The organism is Solwaraspora sp. WMMD792 (genome assembly GCF_029626105.1).
In the GTDB taxonomy this organism is placed as follows: domain Bacteria; phylum Actinomycetota; class Actinomycetes; order Mycobacteriales; family Micromonosporaceae; genus Micromonospora_E.
In genome coordinates this window covers 2,117,599-2,133,751 of the sequence record NZ_JARUBH010000009.1, presented here as the reverse complement: position 1 = coordinate 2,133,751, position 16,153 = coordinate 2,117,599, and the positions used below count along the sequence as shown (strand labels likewise).

At 71.1% G+C, this 16,153-nt stretch carries 15 protein-coding genes; 9 read left to right on the top strand and 6 right to left on the bottom strand.

All coding sequences use genetic code 11. The features are described 5' to 3' along the window. The 5 genes from O7629_RS11105 (at position 1) to O7629_RS11085 (ending at position 6,477) form a co-directional block, all read left to right on the top strand. Positions 1 to 909, top strand: coding sequence for a PD-(D/E)XK nuclease family protein (locus O7629_RS11105; RefSeq protein WP_347403664.1), 909 nt, complete (start codon positions 1 to 3; stop codon positions 907 to 909). Positions 910 to 974: 65 nt separating this feature from the next. Next, positions 975 to 2,270 (top strand): sensor histidine kinase, encoded by a 1,296-nt coding sequence (locus O7629_RS11100; RefSeq protein ID WP_278169016.1) that lies wholly within the window; start codon positions 975 to 977, stop codon positions 2,268 to 2,270. Next, positions 2,267 to 2,965, top strand: a complete 699-nt coding sequence (locus O7629_RS11095; RefSeq protein ID WP_278169015.1) for a response regulator transcription factor — start codon at positions 2,267 to 2,269, stop codon at positions 2,963 to 2,965. Before O7629_RS11100 ends, O7629_RS11095 begins: the two co-directional genes overlap by 4 nt. A 198-nt stretch (positions 2,966 to 3,163) precedes the next feature. Then, complete coding sequence (locus O7629_RS11090) at positions 3,164 to 3,931, top strand: ABC transporter ATP-binding protein (protein WP_123601506.1); 768 nt, start codon at positions 3,164 to 3,166, stop codon at positions 3,929 to 3,931. Beyond that, positions 3,931 to 6,477, top strand: a complete 2,547-nt coding sequence (locus O7629_RS11085) for an ABC transporter permease (RefSeq protein WP_278169014.1) — start codon at positions 3,931 to 3,933, stop codon at positions 6,475 to 6,477. Before O7629_RS11090 ends, O7629_RS11085 begins: the two co-directional genes overlap by 1 nt. Positions 6,478 to 6,519: 42 nt before the next feature. Here the strand turns inward: O7629_RS11085 and O7629_RS11080 are convergent, their stop codons facing one another. After that, positions 6,520 to 7,212, bottom strand: a complete 693-nt coding sequence (locus tag O7629_RS11080) for an HAD family phosphatase (RefSeq protein WP_278174494.1) — start codon at positions 7,210 to 7,212, stop codon at positions 6,520 to 6,522. A gap of 112 nt (positions 7,213 to 7,324) precedes the next feature. After that, positions 7,325 to 8,086: a neutral zinc metallopeptidase gene (locus O7629_RS11075; RefSeq protein WP_278169013.1), complete on the bottom strand. Its 762-nt coding sequence runs from the start codon at positions 8,084 to 8,086 to the stop codon at positions 7,325 to 7,327. Positions 8,087 to 8,342: 256 nt separating this feature from the next. Between O7629_RS11075 and O7629_RS11070 the strand changes: the two genes are divergently transcribed. The 4 genes from O7629_RS11070 to O7629_RS11055 all read left to right on the top strand — a co-directional run bounded on the left by O7629_RS11070 (position 8,343) and on the right by O7629_RS11055 (position 12,576). Further along, complete coding sequence (locus tag O7629_RS11070) at positions 8,343 to 9,212, top strand: PAC2 family protein (protein ID WP_278169012.1); 870 nt, start codon at positions 8,343 to 8,345, stop codon at positions 9,210 to 9,212. 84 nt (positions 9,213 to 9,296) lie between these two features. Next, on the top strand, positions 9,297 to 10,319 hold the full coding sequence (locus O7629_RS11065) for a methyltransferase (RefSeq protein WP_278169011.1): 1,023 nt from the start codon (positions 9,297 to 9,299) through the stop codon (positions 10,317 to 10,319). 158 nt (positions 10,320 to 10,477) lie between these two features. Then, on the top strand, positions 10,478 to 11,269 hold the full coding sequence (locus tag O7629_RS11060; protein WP_278169010.1) for a GntR family transcriptional regulator: 792 nt from the start codon (positions 10,478 to 10,480) through the stop codon (positions 11,267 to 11,269). Between the two features lie 197 nt (positions 11,270 to 11,466). Next, complete coding sequence (locus O7629_RS11055; protein ID WP_278169009.1) at positions 11,467 to 12,576, top strand: lytic polysaccharide monooxygenase; 1,110 nt, start codon at positions 11,467 to 11,469, stop codon at positions 12,574 to 12,576. Positions 12,577 to 12,648: 72 nt separating this feature from the next. Here O7629_RS11055 and mshC read toward each other — a convergent pair whose 3' ends face one another. The 4 genes from mshC to O7629_RS11035 form a co-directional block, all read right to left on the bottom strand. Next, on the bottom strand, positions 12,649 to 13,893 hold the full coding sequence (gene mshC, locus O7629_RS11050) for a cysteine--1-D-myo-inosityl 2-amino-2-deoxy-alpha-D-glucopyranoside ligase (protein ID WP_278169008.1): 1,245 nt from the start codon (positions 13,891 to 13,893) through the stop codon (positions 12,649 to 12,651). Positions 13,894 to 13,943: 50 nt separating this feature from the next. Beyond that, positions 13,944 to 14,693, bottom strand: coding sequence for an SCO1664 family protein (locus O7629_RS11045; RefSeq protein WP_278174493.1), 750 nt, complete (start codon positions 14,691 to 14,693; stop codon positions 13,944 to 13,946). 73 nt (positions 14,694 to 14,766) lie between these two features. After that, positions 14,767 to 15,357 (bottom strand): DUF3090 domain-containing protein, encoded by a 591-nt coding sequence (locus O7629_RS11040; RefSeq protein WP_278169007.1) that lies wholly within the window; start codon positions 15,355 to 15,357, stop codon positions 14,767 to 14,769. A gap of 64 nt (positions 15,358 to 15,421) precedes the next feature. Beyond that, positions 15,422 to 16,138, bottom strand: coding sequence for an MSMEG_4193 family putative phosphomutase (locus O7629_RS11035; RefSeq protein WP_278169006.1), 717 nt, complete (start codon positions 16,136 to 16,138; stop codon positions 15,422 to 15,424). Between the last annotated feature and the right edge of the window lie 15 nt (positions 16,139 to 16,153).

Here is a 16,153-nt window from a genome sequence, read left to right as displayed (position 1 = left end):
ATGACGGCGGAAACGGTGCACGGCACGACGATCGGTCCGGACGGCGCACCCGACGTCGAACCACCCCGGCTGGCCACCTTGTCGCCGTCTCGGGCGGCCGATTTCAAGACCTGCCCGCTGCTGTACCGGTTCCGCAGTATCGACCGGCTACCCGAGCGAACCACCGTCGACCAGGCCCGGGGCACCTTGGTCCACGCCGTCCTGGAGCGTCTGTTCGATCTGCCGGCCGACCAGCGCACCCCGGCCGCGGCCGCCGCCCTGGTCGCCCCGCAGTGGCAACGGCTGCTGGACACCGACCCGACGCTGGCCGATGTCGTCACCACCGGACCGGCGGAACCGGCGTCCGACGAGCCGGCGCCCCGCCCGGAACTGGACGAGTTCCTGGCCGCCGCCCGGCACCTGCTCGACGGCTACTTCACCGTCGAGGATCCCCGCCGGCTGGAACCGGCCGAACGGGAGAGCCTGGTCAACGCGGTGGTCGACGGACAGCTGCTGATCCGCGGCTACATCGACCGGCTGGACGTCTCCCCCGGCGGGGACCTGCGGGTGGTCGACTACAAGACCGGCGGTGCCCCGCGCGAGGCGTTCGAGTCCCGGGCACTGTTCCAGCTGAAGTTCTACGCCCTGGTGCTGTGGCGCACCCGCGGCGTCGTCCCCCGGGTACTCCGGCTGCTGTACCTGCGCGACTGCGAGATCTGCGACTACACGCCGGACGCCGAGGAGTTGCGGCGGTTCGAACGCACCGTCCTGGCGCTGTGGCGGGCGATCCTGCAGGCCACCGAGACCCGGGACTTCCGCCCCAAACAGAGCCGGCTCTGCGACTGGTGCAGCTACCAGACGTACTGCCCGGTGTACGGCGGGACCCCGCCGCCCTTTCCCGACCTGGCGCAGGACCTGGTCTCCTCCTGAGGGAGGAGACCAGGTTCGCACCGTGGTGGGCGCGACGCCACCGCCGTACCGGATACCGTCGCGGTATGGAGCCCACCGAGCCGGACCGGTCCACCGGACCACACCGGTCCCGGTGGTGGTGGCGGTGGTGGCGTAGGGCCCGGAGCGCCGGCACGACCGGGCCGGTACCGTCGGTGCTGGCCCGCGACGGTCTGCTCGCCGCCGCGGTCATCCTGGTCGATCTGGCCCTGCACGGGCTCGGCCCGGCCGGCCAGCCGAGGCCCGGGCCGGACCTCGGCTGGCCGGCCGTCGTCGGCTGGAGCCTGATCGCGGCGGCGCCGATCGCGGTACGTCGGGTCGTCGTCTGGCCGGCCGTGCTGGCCAGCGCCGCGATGGTGGCCGTCCCGCTGCTGACCGGCCACGAGCCGGTGAGCATGGCGCTCGCACTGGTGATCCTGACCTACACCGCGGCCTGCTGGCTGGCGCTCCGCCCGGCGATCGCCGCCGCCGCCGTACTGTGGCTGCCGGTGCTGACCGTCAACGCGGTGCTGCCACAGGGTACCGAACTGCCGGGAATCTCCCGGATGTACCTGCTGTTCGTCAACGGGCTGACCATGCTGGTCGCCTTCTTCATCGGGCGGACCGTGCACGCCCGCCGGTCGGCGACGCGGACGCTGGCCGAACGCGCCCGGGTAGCCGAGGAGAACCAGCGGGCCGCTGCGGACCAGGCGGTCGCCGACGAACGGCGACGGATCGCCCGGGAGCTGCACGACGTCGTCGCCCACCACGTCAGCGTGATGGGAGTGCTGGCCACCGGCGCCCGACGGGTACTGCACCGCGACCCGGCCGCCGCCGACGAGGCGCTCGGCACCATCGCCGACACCAGCCGCAGCACGTTACGGGAGATGCGTCGGCTGCTCGACGTCCTGCGCACCGACGCCGAACCGGCCGACGCGGAGCTCACCCCGCAGCCAGGGCTCGGCGGCATCGAGTCCCTGGTCGAGCAGATCCGCGAGGCCGGTCTGCCGGTGACCCTGCGAATCGACGGGGTACCCGGGGACCTGGATCCCGGTGTGACGCTGACCCTCTACCGGATCGTCCAGGAGGCGCTCACCAACGCGCTCAAGCACGCCGGAGCGGCAACCGCCGAGGTACGGCTCAGCTTCGGCGTCTACTGGCTGATCGTCGAGGTCTTCGACACCGGCCGCGGTCCCGGTCCGGACCGCGGCAGGGTCGGGCACGGTCTGGTCGGGATGCGGGAGCGGGTGGCCCTGTACGGTGGCACGCTGCGGACCGGCCCGCGCCCGGGCGGTGGCTTCCGCATCTACGCCAAGCTGCCGATGGAGCAGCTGGGGGCGGCTACCCGACAAGGAGCACCGTGAGCGAACCCGGCATCGCCGCGCCGTCCACCACCCGTCCGGTGCGGATCCTGCTCGCCGACGACCAACCGCTGCTGCGCACCGGATTCCGGATGGTCCTCGGTGCCGAGGACGACCTGGACATCGTCGGCGAGGCGGCGGACGGAGCGGAAGCCGTCGACCTGGCCCGCCGGCTCCTGCCCGACGTCGTGCTGATGGACATCCGGATGCCCCGGATGGACGGGGTGGCGGCGACCCGGGCGATCGTCGACGCCCGGCTGCCGGTCCGGGTCCTCATCCTCACCACCTTCGACCTCGACGAGTACGTGGTGGGGGCGCTGCGCGCCGGTGCCAGCGGTTTCCTGGCCAAGGACGTGCCCGCCGAGGACCTGGTGGCCGCCATCCGGACAGTGGCGGTCGGTGAGGCCGTGGTGGCCCCCCGGATCCTGCGCCGGCTGTTGGACAAGTTCGCGCTCACCCTGCCCGACCCTGACGCGGCACCGCCGAAGGCGCTGGACGTGCTCACCGAACGGGAACGTGAAGTGCTCATCCAGATGGCCCGAGGGCTGTCCAACGCCGAGATCGCCACCACCCTGTCGGTCAGCGAAACCACCATCAAGACCCACGTCGGACACGTGCTGACCAAACTCCGGCTGCGGGACCGGGTCCAGGCCGTGGTGCTGGCGTACGAGTCCGGCCTGGTCCGCCCTGGCGGATGAGTCCGACCTGAGCCTGCCCTGGCGGATGAATCCGACCTGAGCCTGCCCTGGCGGATGAGTCCGACCCGTTGGGATCATCCTCAGGTCGGAGGAGCGCCCCCGTCGTGGACGGAGTGGTGAACCGTTCCCGGGCAGGACCCAGTCACAGCGCCCGGAACATACCGTTGGCGACAGACAACAACGGTAGGAGCCTCCGACGTGACAACGACGACAGCGACCGGACCGGCTGCCCGGGCAGCCGACGTGTGGAAGGTGTACGGCACCGGCGAAGCCCAGGTGATCGCCCTGCACGGCGTCACCCTCGACCTGGAACCCGCCCGCTTCACCGCCATCATGGGGCCGTCCGGCTCCGGCAAGTCCACCCTGATGCACTGCCTCGCCGGGCTCGACACCGTCACCCGCGGCACCATCACCATCGGCGACACCACAGTCACCGGACTCAATGACACCGGGCTGACCAGACTCCGCCGGGACAAACTTGGCTTCATCTTCCAGCAGTTCAACCTCCTCCCCACGCTCACCGCCGAGGAGAACATTCTGCTGCCCATGGCGATCGCCGGCCGCAAACCCGATCCGGCCTGGTTCGACACCGTGATCGACACCGTCGGCCTGCGTGACCGCCTGCACCACCGACCCACCCAGCTGTCCGGCGGCCAGCAGCAGCGGGTCGCCTGCGCCCGTGCCCTCGTCGCCCGCCCGGACGTTGTCTTCGCCGACGAGCCGACCGGCAACCTCGACTCCCGCGCCGGCGCCGACGTCCTCGGGTTCCTGCGCAACTCGGTACGCGACCACCAGCAGACCATCGTCATGGTCACCCACGACCCGGTCGCCGCCTCCTACTCCGACCGCGTCGTCTTCCTCGCCGACGGCCGGATCGTCGACGAGCTACAGCAGCCGACCGCCGAGGCGGTCCTCGACCGGCTGAAGGGCCTCGACGTCGCGGCGATCGAGCAGGAGCAGGCCTGATGCTGCGCGCCACGTTGAAGAGTCTGCTCTCCCGCAAGCTGCGGCTGGTGCTGTCCGGGGTGGCGATCATCCTCGGCGTGCTGTTCGTTTCCAGCGCCACGGTGCTCACCGACAGCTTGAGCAGCCGCTTCGAACGGCTCTTCCAGACCGTCAACGCGGACGTCGCCGTACAGGTGCAGGCGGCCGATACGGCCGGTCAGCAGGCGGAGCCGCCGCTGCTGACCGACGCTGACCTGGATCGCATCGCCGCTATCAACGGGGTGGCGTCGGTGACCGGTGACGCCAGTTCGACCGGGGTGATCCCGTTCCGGGCCGCCGACGGCAAGGCGGTGCCGAGCCAGGCACCGCAGCTGGGCATCGGCCTGACCGCCGCCGGCGACGACGACGCGCTGCTCCAGGTCGCCGAGGGACGCACACCCAGCGCCGACGACGAGGTCGCGGTGACCCGGTTGACCGCCGAACAGGCCGGCGTCACGGTCGGCGACCGGCTCCGGGTGTACGTCTCCAGCGCCTACCAGGCCAGCGAGTACGACGTGGTGGGCCTGCTGGAGTACAGCGGGGGCAGGTCCACCCTCGGCGGCGAGACACTGGTCGCCTTCACCGTGCCACAGGCACAGCAGTTGTTCTACGGCGAGACCGGGGTGTTCGGCGCGGCACAGTTGACCGCCGACCCCGGCGTCACCGACGACGAGCTCAAGCGGCTGGTGGCCGACCGGCTGCCGGCCGGGTTCGAGGCGGTGACCGGCGCGGAGCTCGCCGACGAGCAGGCGTCCCAGTTCACCCAGCTGCTGACCTTCGTCAACTGGTTCTTCCTCGGGTTCGCGCTGATCGCGTTGCTGGTCGGCATGTTCCTGATCTTCAACACGTTCAACATCCTGGTCGCGCAGCGGTCCCGCGAGCTGGCCCTGCTCCGGGCGCTGGGCGCCAGCTGGGCCCAGGTCACCTCGGCGGTGCTGATCGAGGCGCTGGTCGTCGGCGTGATCGCGGCCACCCTCGGCCTGGCCGCCGGCATCGGCGTCGCCGCCGGCCTGCAGTTCCTGGCAGTCGACGCGCTGTCGCTGCCCGCTGGCGGACTGATCGTCTCACCAGTCGCGATCCTGGCGTCCTACCTGGTCGGTGTACTGATGACCATGGTCGCGGCGTTGATCCCGGCGATCCGCGCCTCGGCGGTCCCACCGGTGGCCGCGATGCGCGACGTGGTCCGCCCGGACCGGTCGCTGACCGGGCTCACCATCACCGGTGGGGTGGTCACCGCGCTCGGCGCGGGACTGCTGGCCGTGGGTCTGATCGGTGTCTCCGGGCTGACCGCCGTCGCGCTCGGCGGTGGGGTGCTGCTGTCGATCATCGGCGTGGCGCTGCTGTCGCCCGCCCTCACCCGTCCGGTGGCCGGTGCCGTCGGACGCCTGGTCAGCTGGGGTACGGCGACCGGTCTCGGCCGACGCAACACGCTGCGCAACCCGCGGCGTACCGCTGTCACCGCCGCCGCCCTGATGATCGGGGTGACCCTGGTCAGCACCATCGCGGTGATCGGGTCGTCGTTGAAGGCGACCACCACCGACCTGGTGGAGAACGGCCTCGGGGCCGAGATCATCATCTTGACCAACGGCCAGCAACTGCCGACCGGGCGGGAGGGCTTCGACCCCGCACGCCTCGACCAGGTAGCCGAGATCGACGGCGTGACCGGCACCGTCGCGTACCACATCGCGATACTGACCGCCGACGGCCGCCCCAACCAGCTCATCTCCGCCACCGACCTGTCACAGGCCGGCCCGATGTTCGCCTTCGAGACCGTACAGGGCCGCCTCGACGCCGGCGACGGCGAGACGGTGGTTGACGTGAACACCGCGGAATCCAACGGCTGGGCGGTCGGCGACGACATCGTCATCGACATGCCACGTGGCGGCGAACGGAGCTACGAACTCGTCGGCGTCTACCGCACCGCGCTCACCGCCGGGCTGATCCTGCCCGAGTCCCAGGTGCAGTACCTCGCCGGGCCGCTGGCCTACCAGGGGTTCGTCGCTACCACCCCGGACGCCGACGTGCAGCGGATCGTCGCCGAGACCGAGGCGCTGATGGCCGACTACCCGTTGGTGACGGTCGGCGACCGCAGCAGCTTCGTCGAGCAGCAGAACCAGCTGGTCGACATCCTGCTCAGCATCTTCTACGTACTGCTGGCCCTCGCCGTACTGGTGGCCTTCATCGGGATCGTCAACACCCTGGTGCTGAGCATCTACGAACGCACCCGGGAACTCGGGCTGCTACGCGCGGTGGGGATGAGCCGACGCCAGGTCCGCCGGATGGTCCGCGTCGAGTCACTGCTGATGGCGGTCTTCGGTTGTCTGCTCGGCGTGGCGTTGGGCGTGGCGCTCGGACTGGCCGCGTCGTTCGCGATGCGCAGCCAGGACGTGCTGTCTGTGGTCAGTGTGCCGGTCGGCCAACTCGTCGGGTTCGTCGTCGCCGCCGCGCTGGCCGGCGTGGTCGCCGCCTGGTGGCCGGCCTGGCGGGCGTCCCGGTTGAACGTACTGCAGGCGATCTCGCACGAATGACCGGCCAGGCCGGTTGACGGGCAGCCCGCTCCGGGCTGCCCGTCAACCGGCCGCAACGGGCAGATCGGCCCGGTACGCGGCAAGCAGCGCGGTCAGATCGGCCACGGTCACGTCGCACAGGCTCGCCCGTACCTGGACCCGGTCCGGCACCGGAAACACCGCCTCGGCCGGCACCGCGAGCACCGCCGCCCCGGCGGCGTGCGCGCTGGCCACCCCGGCCGGGGAATCCTCGACCGCCACGCAGTCCACCGCCGACACGCCGAGGGCGGCCGCAGCGGCCAGGTACGGGGCCGGATCGGGTTTGGTCGCCGGCACCTCGTCTCCGCAGCACACCACGTCGAAGTTGTGCCGCCCGATGGTGTGCAGCGCCACGTCCACCAGGGCGCGCTCGGTCGAGGTGACCAGCGCGGTGCGGAGGCCGGCCGTCCGTACCGCGCGGACCAGCTCGAACGCGCCCGGCCGGGCCGGGACGCCGGCGCTGAACAGGGCGGTGACCCGACGGGTCAGCCAGGCAGCGCCGGTCGCCGGGTCCCGCCACGGCTGGCCCAGGTCCTCATGCAGCAGCCCCATCGTGGTGGCCATGTCCGAACCCACCATCGCCAACCGCGCCTCGGCGGACAGTTGCCCGCCGTAGTGCACGGCCAGCTCCCGCAGGGCCACGTCCCAGAGCTTCTCGCTGTCGATCAACGTTCCGTCCATGTCGAACAGGACGGCGGCGGGTGGCGGGGTATTCAGCGGAACCTCCCTGGTCCGGGCATGACGTGCGTCCCACGATCCTGCCTGATCACAGCACTGTCGCCCAGCCGGCGACGGCGACGGCGCAGCGCAGGCTGCCGGCCGGCGTCGGTCAGGTCAGGTCACACCCGGCCAGCGACCGGTCGTACCCGTTGAAGAACGCCGCGATCCGCTGTTCGGCGGTGCCGTGCGAGCCCTCCTCGAACCACGGCTGGTCGGGATCGTCCGCCACGGTCGCCAGACCGCGTTGGAACTCCTCCAGGTCACCGTCGTCGAGCTGCAGCGTGCCGTCGCGTACCGAGTCGCCGAGGTAGGCCCCGGCCAGACAGTCGGCGGCCAGCTCCCGCTGGATGCTGAACCGGTACTCCAGGTCCAGGCGAACCTGGATTCCGTGCGCGTATTCATGGCCGATGAGGTAGAACAGGAACGAGTCGCCGACCGTCTGGAACACGTCGAATGCCCAGTTCGCGTCGTAGGCGATGAACTCGGACCCACTGGTCAGGCAGTAGACCGCGTTGTTGCGCGGAATGAGCTGGTCGCCGCAGCTCAATTCGCCGTCGCGCTGGTAGGCGATGGCCTGCCCGATCGGCTCGAACGACGCGCCGAACCCGGCGAACCGCTGCGACCAGTACTGGTCGGCGAGAGCTTCGGCACCCGCGATGTCCTGCTCGAACTCCTCGACCGTGTCGGTGCCGTCGAGTGACCCGTCGGCGCCCGCCCCGGTGGCACCGCCTCCAGGCACCGCCGGCTGGTTGGGTTCACCCGGCCCGTCGTCGGGCAGCGGCACCGCGGCGCAGGCCGCCGCCGCGACGACGGCGGCACACAACGCCACCAGCTGAAACCGGCTGCGGACACGGTCGCCGGGCTGGCGCATACCGGCCTCCTCGCTCAGTTGTCGGACGGCGACGCGTGGCCGTCTGCGGTCCATGCTGCCCCAGTTGCGCAATACGTACGGCGGCGGTGCGCGGATCAGGCCGCCGGCGGAGCCGGCGCGGCCACCGGGCCGGGTCGTCGACCGGCACGTAGGCTGACAGGGTGAGGCACGACAACTACCCCGTACCCAGACGTCGACGAGTAGTCGCAACGACCGCGAGCGCGCTGCCAGGTCGCAATGACGGCGAGGAGGCCCGGTGACCGAGTTCGACGGTCTGCCGGTGCTGCGGTCACCGGTGGCAATCGCCGCGTTCGAAGGCTGGAACGACGCCGCGGACGCCTCCACCGCGGCCGTCGAGCACCTGCAGGAGGTCTGGCAGGCCCGAGAGATCGCCGCGCTGGACCCGGAGGACTTCTACGACTTCCAGGTCAGCCGGCCGACCATCACCGGCTCCAGCGGCGACGCGCGCCGCATCGAGTGGCCGACGACCCGGTTCATGGTGGCCAGCCCGGAAGGCACGGACCGGGACGTGGTGCTGATCCACGGGATCGAACCGAGCATGCGCTGGCGCACCTTCTGTGAACAGGTCCTGGAGCTGTGCCACAGCCTGGAGGTCAACCGGGTGGTGCTGCTCGGCGCTCTGCTCGCCGACGTGCCGTACACCCGGCCGCTGCCGATCAGCGGGACCGCCTCGGAGAAGGAGGCGGCGCAGCGGCTCCAGCTCGTCCCGACCCGGTACGACGGTCCCACCGGGATCGTCGGAGTACTGCAGGACGCCTGCGCCCGCGCGGAGGTGGACGCGGTCTCGTTCTGGGTGCACGTGCCGCACTACGCCAACAACCCACCCTGCCCGAAGGCGACACTGGCGCTGCTGCACCGGGTGGAGGACGTGCTCGACCTGCCGGTGCCGATGGCCGACATGGCCGAGGAGGCGGCGAAGTGGGAGGCCCGGGTGCGGGCCACCGCCGAGCAGGACGCCGAGCTGGGCGAGTACGTTCGCGAGTTGGAGGAACGGGTCGGCGACGCTGGTATCCAGCCGCTGACCGGTGACGAGATCGCCCAGGAGTTCGAGAAGTACCTGCGCCGCAGGGGCGGGTCGGCCGGCCCGACAGCTGGTTCGTGGTGACCGGCCGGACGGATACCCGACCCGGATCTATCGGCTAACTGACAGCTCCGTCAGTCGGACGGCCCTTTACCGGAAAATGTCCGGATGCTAACCCCCACCCCTCTTATGCGTCTGGTGACCGGTTTCTGGAGCTTCAAGACCCTGGCCGCCGCCGTCGAGCTGAACCTGTTCACCAGGCTCGCCGGCGGCCGGACCATCACCGTCGAGCAACTGTGCGACGAGTACGGGCTGGCTGAGCGCCCGGCGGATACCCTGCTCGCCGCCTGCGCCTCGCTCGGACTGCTCACCAAGCAACCCGGCTCCAACAGCTACCGCAACGCACCGATCGCCGAGGAGTTCCTGGTAGCCGACCGTCCCTACTACTTCGGCGGTCAGATTCGCTACTGCGACGAGCGCACCTACCTACCGTGGCACCGCATCGGTGAGGCGCTGCGTACCGACCGGCCACTGACCTGGGATCCGGACACCCAGGAGTCGATCTTCGCCGACGTGGACCCGCGGATCCGGAACCTGTTCCTGGAGGCGATGTACGCCGCGTCGATCTTCACGGCCCGCGCGCTGGGCGACGCCTACGACTTCAGCGCCCACCACCGGCTACTCGACCTGGGCGGCGGGTCGGGCGCGTATCCCATCGAGTTGTGCCGGCGCTACCCGCATCTGCGGGCGAGCGTCTACGACCTGCCACACGTCGTGCCCGTCGCCGCGGAGAAGGCCGCCGCCGCCGGTCTGGCCGACCGGATCGACACCGTCGCCGGTGACTTCTTCACCGACGAGAAGCTGCCGCAGGGACATGACACCATCCTGCTCAGCATGATCCTGCACGACTGGGACGAAGCGACCAACCGGGCGCTGCTGGCCCGCTGCCACGACGCGCTGCCGTCCGGCGGCACGATCGTCGTCTGCGAGTTGCTGCTCAACCCCGAACGCACCGGTCCGCCCGAGGCCGCCCTGATGGGGATGAACATGCTGGTGGAGACGGAGGGCGGGCGCAACTACTCGGAGACCGAGTACGCCGACTGGCTGGCCGACGCCGGCTTCGGCTCCATCCGTACCGTCGTCTTCGACGCCCCCGGTGCGAACGGTGCGCTGATCGCCCGCAAGCGGTGACCGCCGCCGGGCGCTGATCCGGCGCGGGACGGCCGGGTCAGCTGCCGGTCCAGTGACTGTTCCGATGGTGCGGTTTCGTCGGTAGTCGGGCTGGACACACCTTCTTTGTTGTCCTAGGATGCTAGGTATCTTCATCGGAAAGGGCGGTCAGTTCGCAGATGCAGGTCAATCCTGGAGCCGCCGAGGTTCCACACCGCCAGATCGCCGATCTGATCCGGGAACGGATCCGGCGCGGCGAGTGGGCACCCGGCGAACGGCTGCCCGCCATCCCCGCGCTCGCCGAGATGTACGGCGTGGCCAAGCAGACCGCGCAGCGTACCGTCGATCAGCTCCGCGTCGAAGGACTGCTGATCACCAAGCCGGGCTCCGGCACGTTCGTACGGGGCACCCGACGCCGGCTCAACCGACTCGCCCGCGGCCGGTACGGCGGACACCGTGGATACCACGCCGACCTGGCGGCGCGCTACCGGCAGCAACTGACCGAGGTCGGCCGGGCTCCGGCGGTACCCGAAGTGGCCGACGCGTTCGGCGTCACCGACGGCACCGAGCTGATCGTCCGCCGGCACCTGGTACGCACCGAGGACTCACCGGTCGAGGTGGGAGCCTCCTGGTTCCGGGTGGCCGACGCCGCCGGCACCAGTCTGGAGCGGGCCGAGCCGTTCGGCCGGCCCACCTACCAGGAGGCCGAGGAGGTGACCGGCCGACGGTACGTCTGGGCGCGCGACGTACTCAGCGCCCGCCAGCCCAGCCGGCAGGAGGCGCAGCTGCTCCGGATCCGTCCGGACACCCCGGTGCTGCATCTGCTGCACGTGGCCTACGACGGCGACCGGCGACCGATCGAGGTGGCCCAGGCGACCTGGCCCGGCCCGGTGACCACCTTGACCGAGGAGTACCGGGTCCCGGAACCCATGCCTGATCCGGACCCGGATCCCGGTCTCGTACTCGGCTGACCCGGTGTTTCTTTCGCCTTACTTTGTTTTCCATTCAAACTATTGACAGAAAAAATCGAGACATGTGAATCTCTGGACGGGACTGTCGCGAGGGTCGCGCGGCATGGCGGGACCGGGCTACCCGCCATCCGATCCGGCGGGAACGCCTGTCCCGGCGAACCCGCCACCGCCGTCCAACCTCTTGTCCGGGAGCTGACATGTCTTCCCTCACCGCCACTTCATGGGCACCGCTGCGCCGGGTGCTCACCGTCGCGGCAGCCGCCGCGCTGCTGTGCACCACCGCGCTCGCCGACGTGGCCACCGCACACGGCTCGTCGATCGATCCGCCGTCGCGCAACTACGGGTGCTACGAGCGCTGGGCCAGCGACTTCCAGAACCCCGCGATGGCCACCGAGGACCCGATGTGCTGGCAGGCCTGGCAGGCGGACTCCACCGCCATGTGGAACTGGAACAGCCTCTACATCGACGGGGTCAACGGCCAGCATCAGGCCCACATCCCCGACGGCCAACTGTGCAGCGCCGGCAACACCGGCGGCGTCCGGTACGCCGCACTGGACGAACCCGGCAACTGGCGAGCCGCCGACGTCGGCACGAACTTCACCGTCACCTACCACGACCAGGCGCTGCACGGCGCCGACTACCACCTGGTGTACGTGACCCGGCAGGGATTCGACCCGCTCACCCAGCGGCTGCGCTGGAGCGACCTGGAGCTGGTCCGGACCACCGACGGCGCGGACCCCGGTGAGGGCACCCGAACCAGCAACCCCAACCTCAACGGCGTGTCGGTCGACATCCCGGTCAGCGCACCCGGCCGGACCGGACGGCACATCGTCTACCTGATCTGGAAGGCCAGCCACGCGGACCAGACCTACTACTTCTGCAGCGACGTGAACTTCGGCGGCACCGGCGCGACCCCGCCGCCGACCACGCCTGCCCCGACCACCGCACCGCCCACCCCGGCGCCCACGACCGCACCACCGACCACCGCACCGACCACCCCGGCGCCGGGCGGCTGCACCGCGACCTTCTCCGTCGTCGCCAGCTGGCAGGGCGGCTTCCAGGCCGAGGTGCGGGTGACTGCCGGCGGAACACCGATCAGCCGCTGGACGGTGAGCTGGACGAACCCCAGCGGGCAGCAGGTGACCCAGGCATGGAACGCCACGATCGACAGCAACGGTTCGACCGTCACCGCCACCAACGTCGGCTACAACGGCAGCATCGGATCCGGGGCATCCACCAGCTTCGGTCTGATCGGTTCGGCCACCGGAACCCCCGTGGCACCGACCCTGACCTGCACCCCGAACTGACCCGTACACCGGTCGGGTCCGACGGCGGCGCCGGACCCGACCGGACCCCCGGCGCGGGTGCGGTCGGCCGGGTCAGTCGCGCAGGCGCACCCCGAGCAGGGCATCGCAGGTCTCGGCCATCAACGCCGGGGCCTGCGGGTCCGCGCCGGTACCGGCGAGCGCGTGGTCGGCCCACTCGTCGATCAGGGCCAACGCGCCCGGGGTGTCGAGATCGTCGGCCAGCCGGCCCCGGACCCCGGCGAGCAGCTCCGCGCCGGACGGCCCGGCGGCGGACCGGGCGGCCTCGCGCCACCGGTGCCACCGTTGCTGACCGGTCTTGAGTGTGTCGTCGGTCCACTGGCGATCAGCCCGGTAGTGCCCGGAGATCAGTGCCAGCCGCAGCGCCATCGGCGGCACCCCGTCACCCCGCAGCCGGGAGACGAAGACCAGGTTGCCCCGGGATTTGGACATCTTCTCGCCGTTGAGGCCGATCATCCCGGCGTGCGCGTAGTGTGCGGCGAACGGGCCGGTGCCGGTCAGCACCTCCGCGTGCGCGGCGGAACACTCGTGATGGGGGAAGAGCAGGTCGTTGCCGCCGCCCTGGACATCGATCCGGTCACCCAGCAGACCCAGCGCGATCACCGCGCACTCGATGTGCCAGCCCGGTCGGCCCGGGCCCAGCGGACCGCCGTCCCAGGCCGGCTCACCGTCGCGGGCGCCGCGCCACAGCAGCGGATCCAGCGGGTCACGTTTACCCGGACGCTGCGGATCACCACCCCGCTCGGCGGAGAAGACCAGCATCTGCTCCCGGGACAGGTTCGACTCGTAGCCGAACCGCGGCGCGGCGGCCACGTCGAAGTACACGTCACCGGTGCCATCGGCCAGCCGATAGCCGGCGCCGCGGTCGAGCAGGACGCCGACCCGCTCGGCGATGGCCGGAATCGACTCCACCGCACCCACGTAGTGGTCCGGTGGGATGATCCGCAACGCCTCCATGTCCTCCCGGAACAGCGCGGTCTCCCGCATCGCGAGGACCACCCAGTCCTCCCCGTCGCGGGCCGCCCGCTCCAGCAGCGGATCATCGACATCGGTAACGTTCTGCACGTACCGCACCCGGTGCCCCGCGTCCCGCCACATCCGCTGCACCAGATCGAACGCGAGCATGGTCGCGGCGTGCCCGAGATGGGTGGCGTCATACGGGGTGATCCCGCAGACGTACATCGTCGCCGGGTCGACCGGCCGGGTCGGTGCCACCGCCCGCCGAGCGGAGTCGAACAACGCCAACGGCACACCGGCGCCGGGCAGCCGGGGCACCTCGTGACCGGTCCAGGAGTCCATGCCGCCACCCTATCCAGCGGTGCCGGCGGCACCGGAGAATGGCAGATGAATCACATCGGCGGCCAAGGGATAGCGCTACGTGTCGCTGGCGGCGACGGAAAGCACCCGGCCTCGATCAGCCCGTCGACCCGCCCGGCCAGCTGGGTGATCTCGGCCTGGGTAAGCAGCGACGCCAACTGCCCGCCCAGCGTCGCGTCGATCGCCGTACGCAGCTGACGCAACGCCGACCCGGCCTCCGGCGGCAACGGGCGCCCGGACCAGCCCCACAAGACCGTACGCAGCTTGTCGTCGACGTGGAAGCACAAGCCGTGGTCGACGCCGTACACCTGGTTGTCCGGTCCGGCCAGCACGTGCCCGCCCTTGCGGTCGGCGTTGTTGACCACGACGTCGAACACCGCGAGCCGGGCCAGCCGCGAATCGTCGGCATGCGCCAGGGCGTACGGCCTGCCGTCGGTGTCCCGGGCCGCCGCCACCGGCAGCCAGTCGGCCGGCACCTGGTCGGCCGCGACGAAGTCGACCAGCGGCACGGACCCGTCCGGCTCGTCGATCCACAGCTGGCAGGCGCCCGGACCGATCGGACCGTCACGCAACACCGTAGGCGGCACCAACGGCCACCCGAGCGCCTGCGCCACCAAATGGGCGGCGACCTCCCGGCCGGCCAAGGTGCCGTCTGGAAAGTCCCACAGTGGGCGTTCCCCGCGGACTGGTTTGTACACGCACCGGATCGCCGTCCCGTCGGACTCGATGACGGCCCGCAACGTCGTGTTCGATGCGTCGATCAATTGGCCTTCGAGCCGCATCGCGCCGGTACGGAGCAGTCGCAGCACGGTGGCGTCCCGGTCCACCGCCGGCTGCCGGCCGGTCTCCGTCACCTCAGCGGTGGTAGCCGTTGTGCCGCGGGCAGAGGTGGCCGCGCGGGTCCAGCGGTTGACCACAGAGCGGACAGGGTGGACGCCCGGCGGCCACCACCCGGCGTGCCCGGTCGATGAAGCCGCGGGCCGCCGCCGGGGTCAGCCGGACCCGCAGCCGGTCCAGACTGGCGTCGACCTCGTCGTCAGTGTCGTCGTCATCGTCGTCGAGCAGGCCGTCGTCGTCGCCGGCTTCGAGCCCGGTCTCCGGCTCACCGGCGGCGATGGCCTCGATGACAACGGTGGTGGTGTCCACGTCGAAGGCCAAGCCGAGCGTGCCGACCCGGAACTCCTCGTCGACCGGCGTTTCCAGCGGTTCGTTGTCCGACTGCCCGGTCGGTAGTTCCGGCACATCGACACCGAACCGCCGCTGCGCCTCGGCCAGCAGCTCCTCGAGCTTCTCGGCCAGCAGCGACACCTGGACCTTCTCCAGGGCGACGCTGACCACGCGACCGCCACCCCGGGCCTGCAGGAAGAACATCCGCTCCCCCGGCGGCCCGACGGTCCCCGCGACGAACCGCTCCGGCGGCTCGAAGGCATGCACCTGGTGGGTCATGTCATCGACCCTATCGGGCGGCCGGGTCGATCCGGTAACGCACCGACCCGATTGACCGGTACGCTCACTGCCGGTCACGTCCGCCGGCACCGGCGCCGCCGCCGACGGCGGCATCGGAATCGGCCGACCCACCCCGACGCCGTGGCCGACGCCGCTTCGCCGGCACCAGCCCGGCCAAGTCACCGCCGGTGTCGTTGAGCCGCACCAGGAACGGCCGGGTCGTCGTGTACCGGATCACCGTCAACGAGGCCGGATCGGCCACGATCCGCTGGAACAGGTCCAGGTGCAGGCCGAGCGCGTCGGCCACGATGGCCTTGATCACATCGCCGTGGGTGCAGGCCAGCCAGAGAGCGTCGGGCCCGCGTTCGGCGTCGACCACACCGTTCCAGTGCCGCACCGCGGCCACCGCGCGGGCCGCCACGGCGGCCAGCGCCTCCCCGCCGGGGAACACCGCGGCGCTCGGATGCTCCTGCACGACCCGCCACAGCGGCTGTTTCACCAGTGACCGCAGCGACTGGCCCTCCCACTCGCCGTACCCGCACTCGATCAACCCGTCGTCGATCACCGGGGTCGCCCCGGGGACGGCCAGCTCCACGGTCTGCCGGCAGCGGATCAGCGGGCTGCTGACCACCTGTGCCCACGGCACCCCGGCCAGCCGGGCACCGACCGCCCGGGCCTGTGCCTGGCCGGTCTCGTCGAGCTCGACCGGCTGCCGGCCGGCCAGGCCGCCCTCAGCGTTGGCGGTCGTCCGACCATGCCGCAGGAGTACCAACGTCGCCACCGGACCAGCCTACGG

Excerpts from the sequence above, each read along its gene's own strand:
- O7629_RS11045 (WP_278174493.1), bottom strand. The coding sequence starts at position 14,693 with ATGCGGCTCGAAGGCCAATTGATCGACGCATCGAACACGACGTTGCGG.
- O7629_RS11060 (WP_278169010.1), top strand. The coding sequence starts at position 10,478 with ATGCAGGTCAATCCTGGAGCCGCCGAGGTTCCACACCGCCAGATCGCC.
- O7629_RS11105 (WP_347403664.1), top strand. The coding sequence starts at position 1 with ATGACGGCGGAAACGGTGCACGGCACGACGATCGGTCCGGACGGCGCA.
- O7629_RS11055 (WP_278169009.1), top strand. The coding sequence starts at position 11,467 with ATGTCTTCCCTCACCGCCACTTCATGGGCACCGCTGCGCCGGGTGCTC.
- O7629_RS11085 (WP_278169014.1), top strand. The coding sequence starts at position 3,931 with ATGCTGCGCGCCACGTTGAAGAGTCTGCTCTCCCGCAAGCTGCGGCTG.
- mshC (WP_278169008.1), bottom strand. The coding sequence starts at position 13,893 with ATGGACTCCTGGACCGGTCACGAGGTGCCCCGGCTGCCCGGCGCCGGT.
- O7629_RS11075 (WP_278169013.1), bottom strand. The coding sequence starts at position 8,086 with ATGCGCCAGCCCGGCGACCGTGTCCGCAGCCGGTTTCAGCTGGTGGCG.
- O7629_RS11040 (WP_278169007.1), bottom strand. The coding sequence starts at position 15,357 with ATGACCCACCAGGTGCATGCCTTCGAGCCGCCGGAGCGGTTCGTCGCG.
- O7629_RS11100 (WP_278169016.1), top strand. The coding sequence starts at position 975 with ATGGAGCCCACCGAGCCGGACCGGTCCACCGGACCACACCGGTCCCGG.
- O7629_RS11065 (WP_278169011.1), top strand. The coding sequence starts at position 9,297 with ATGCTAACCCCCACCCCTCTTATGCGTCTGGTGACCGGTTTCTGGAGC.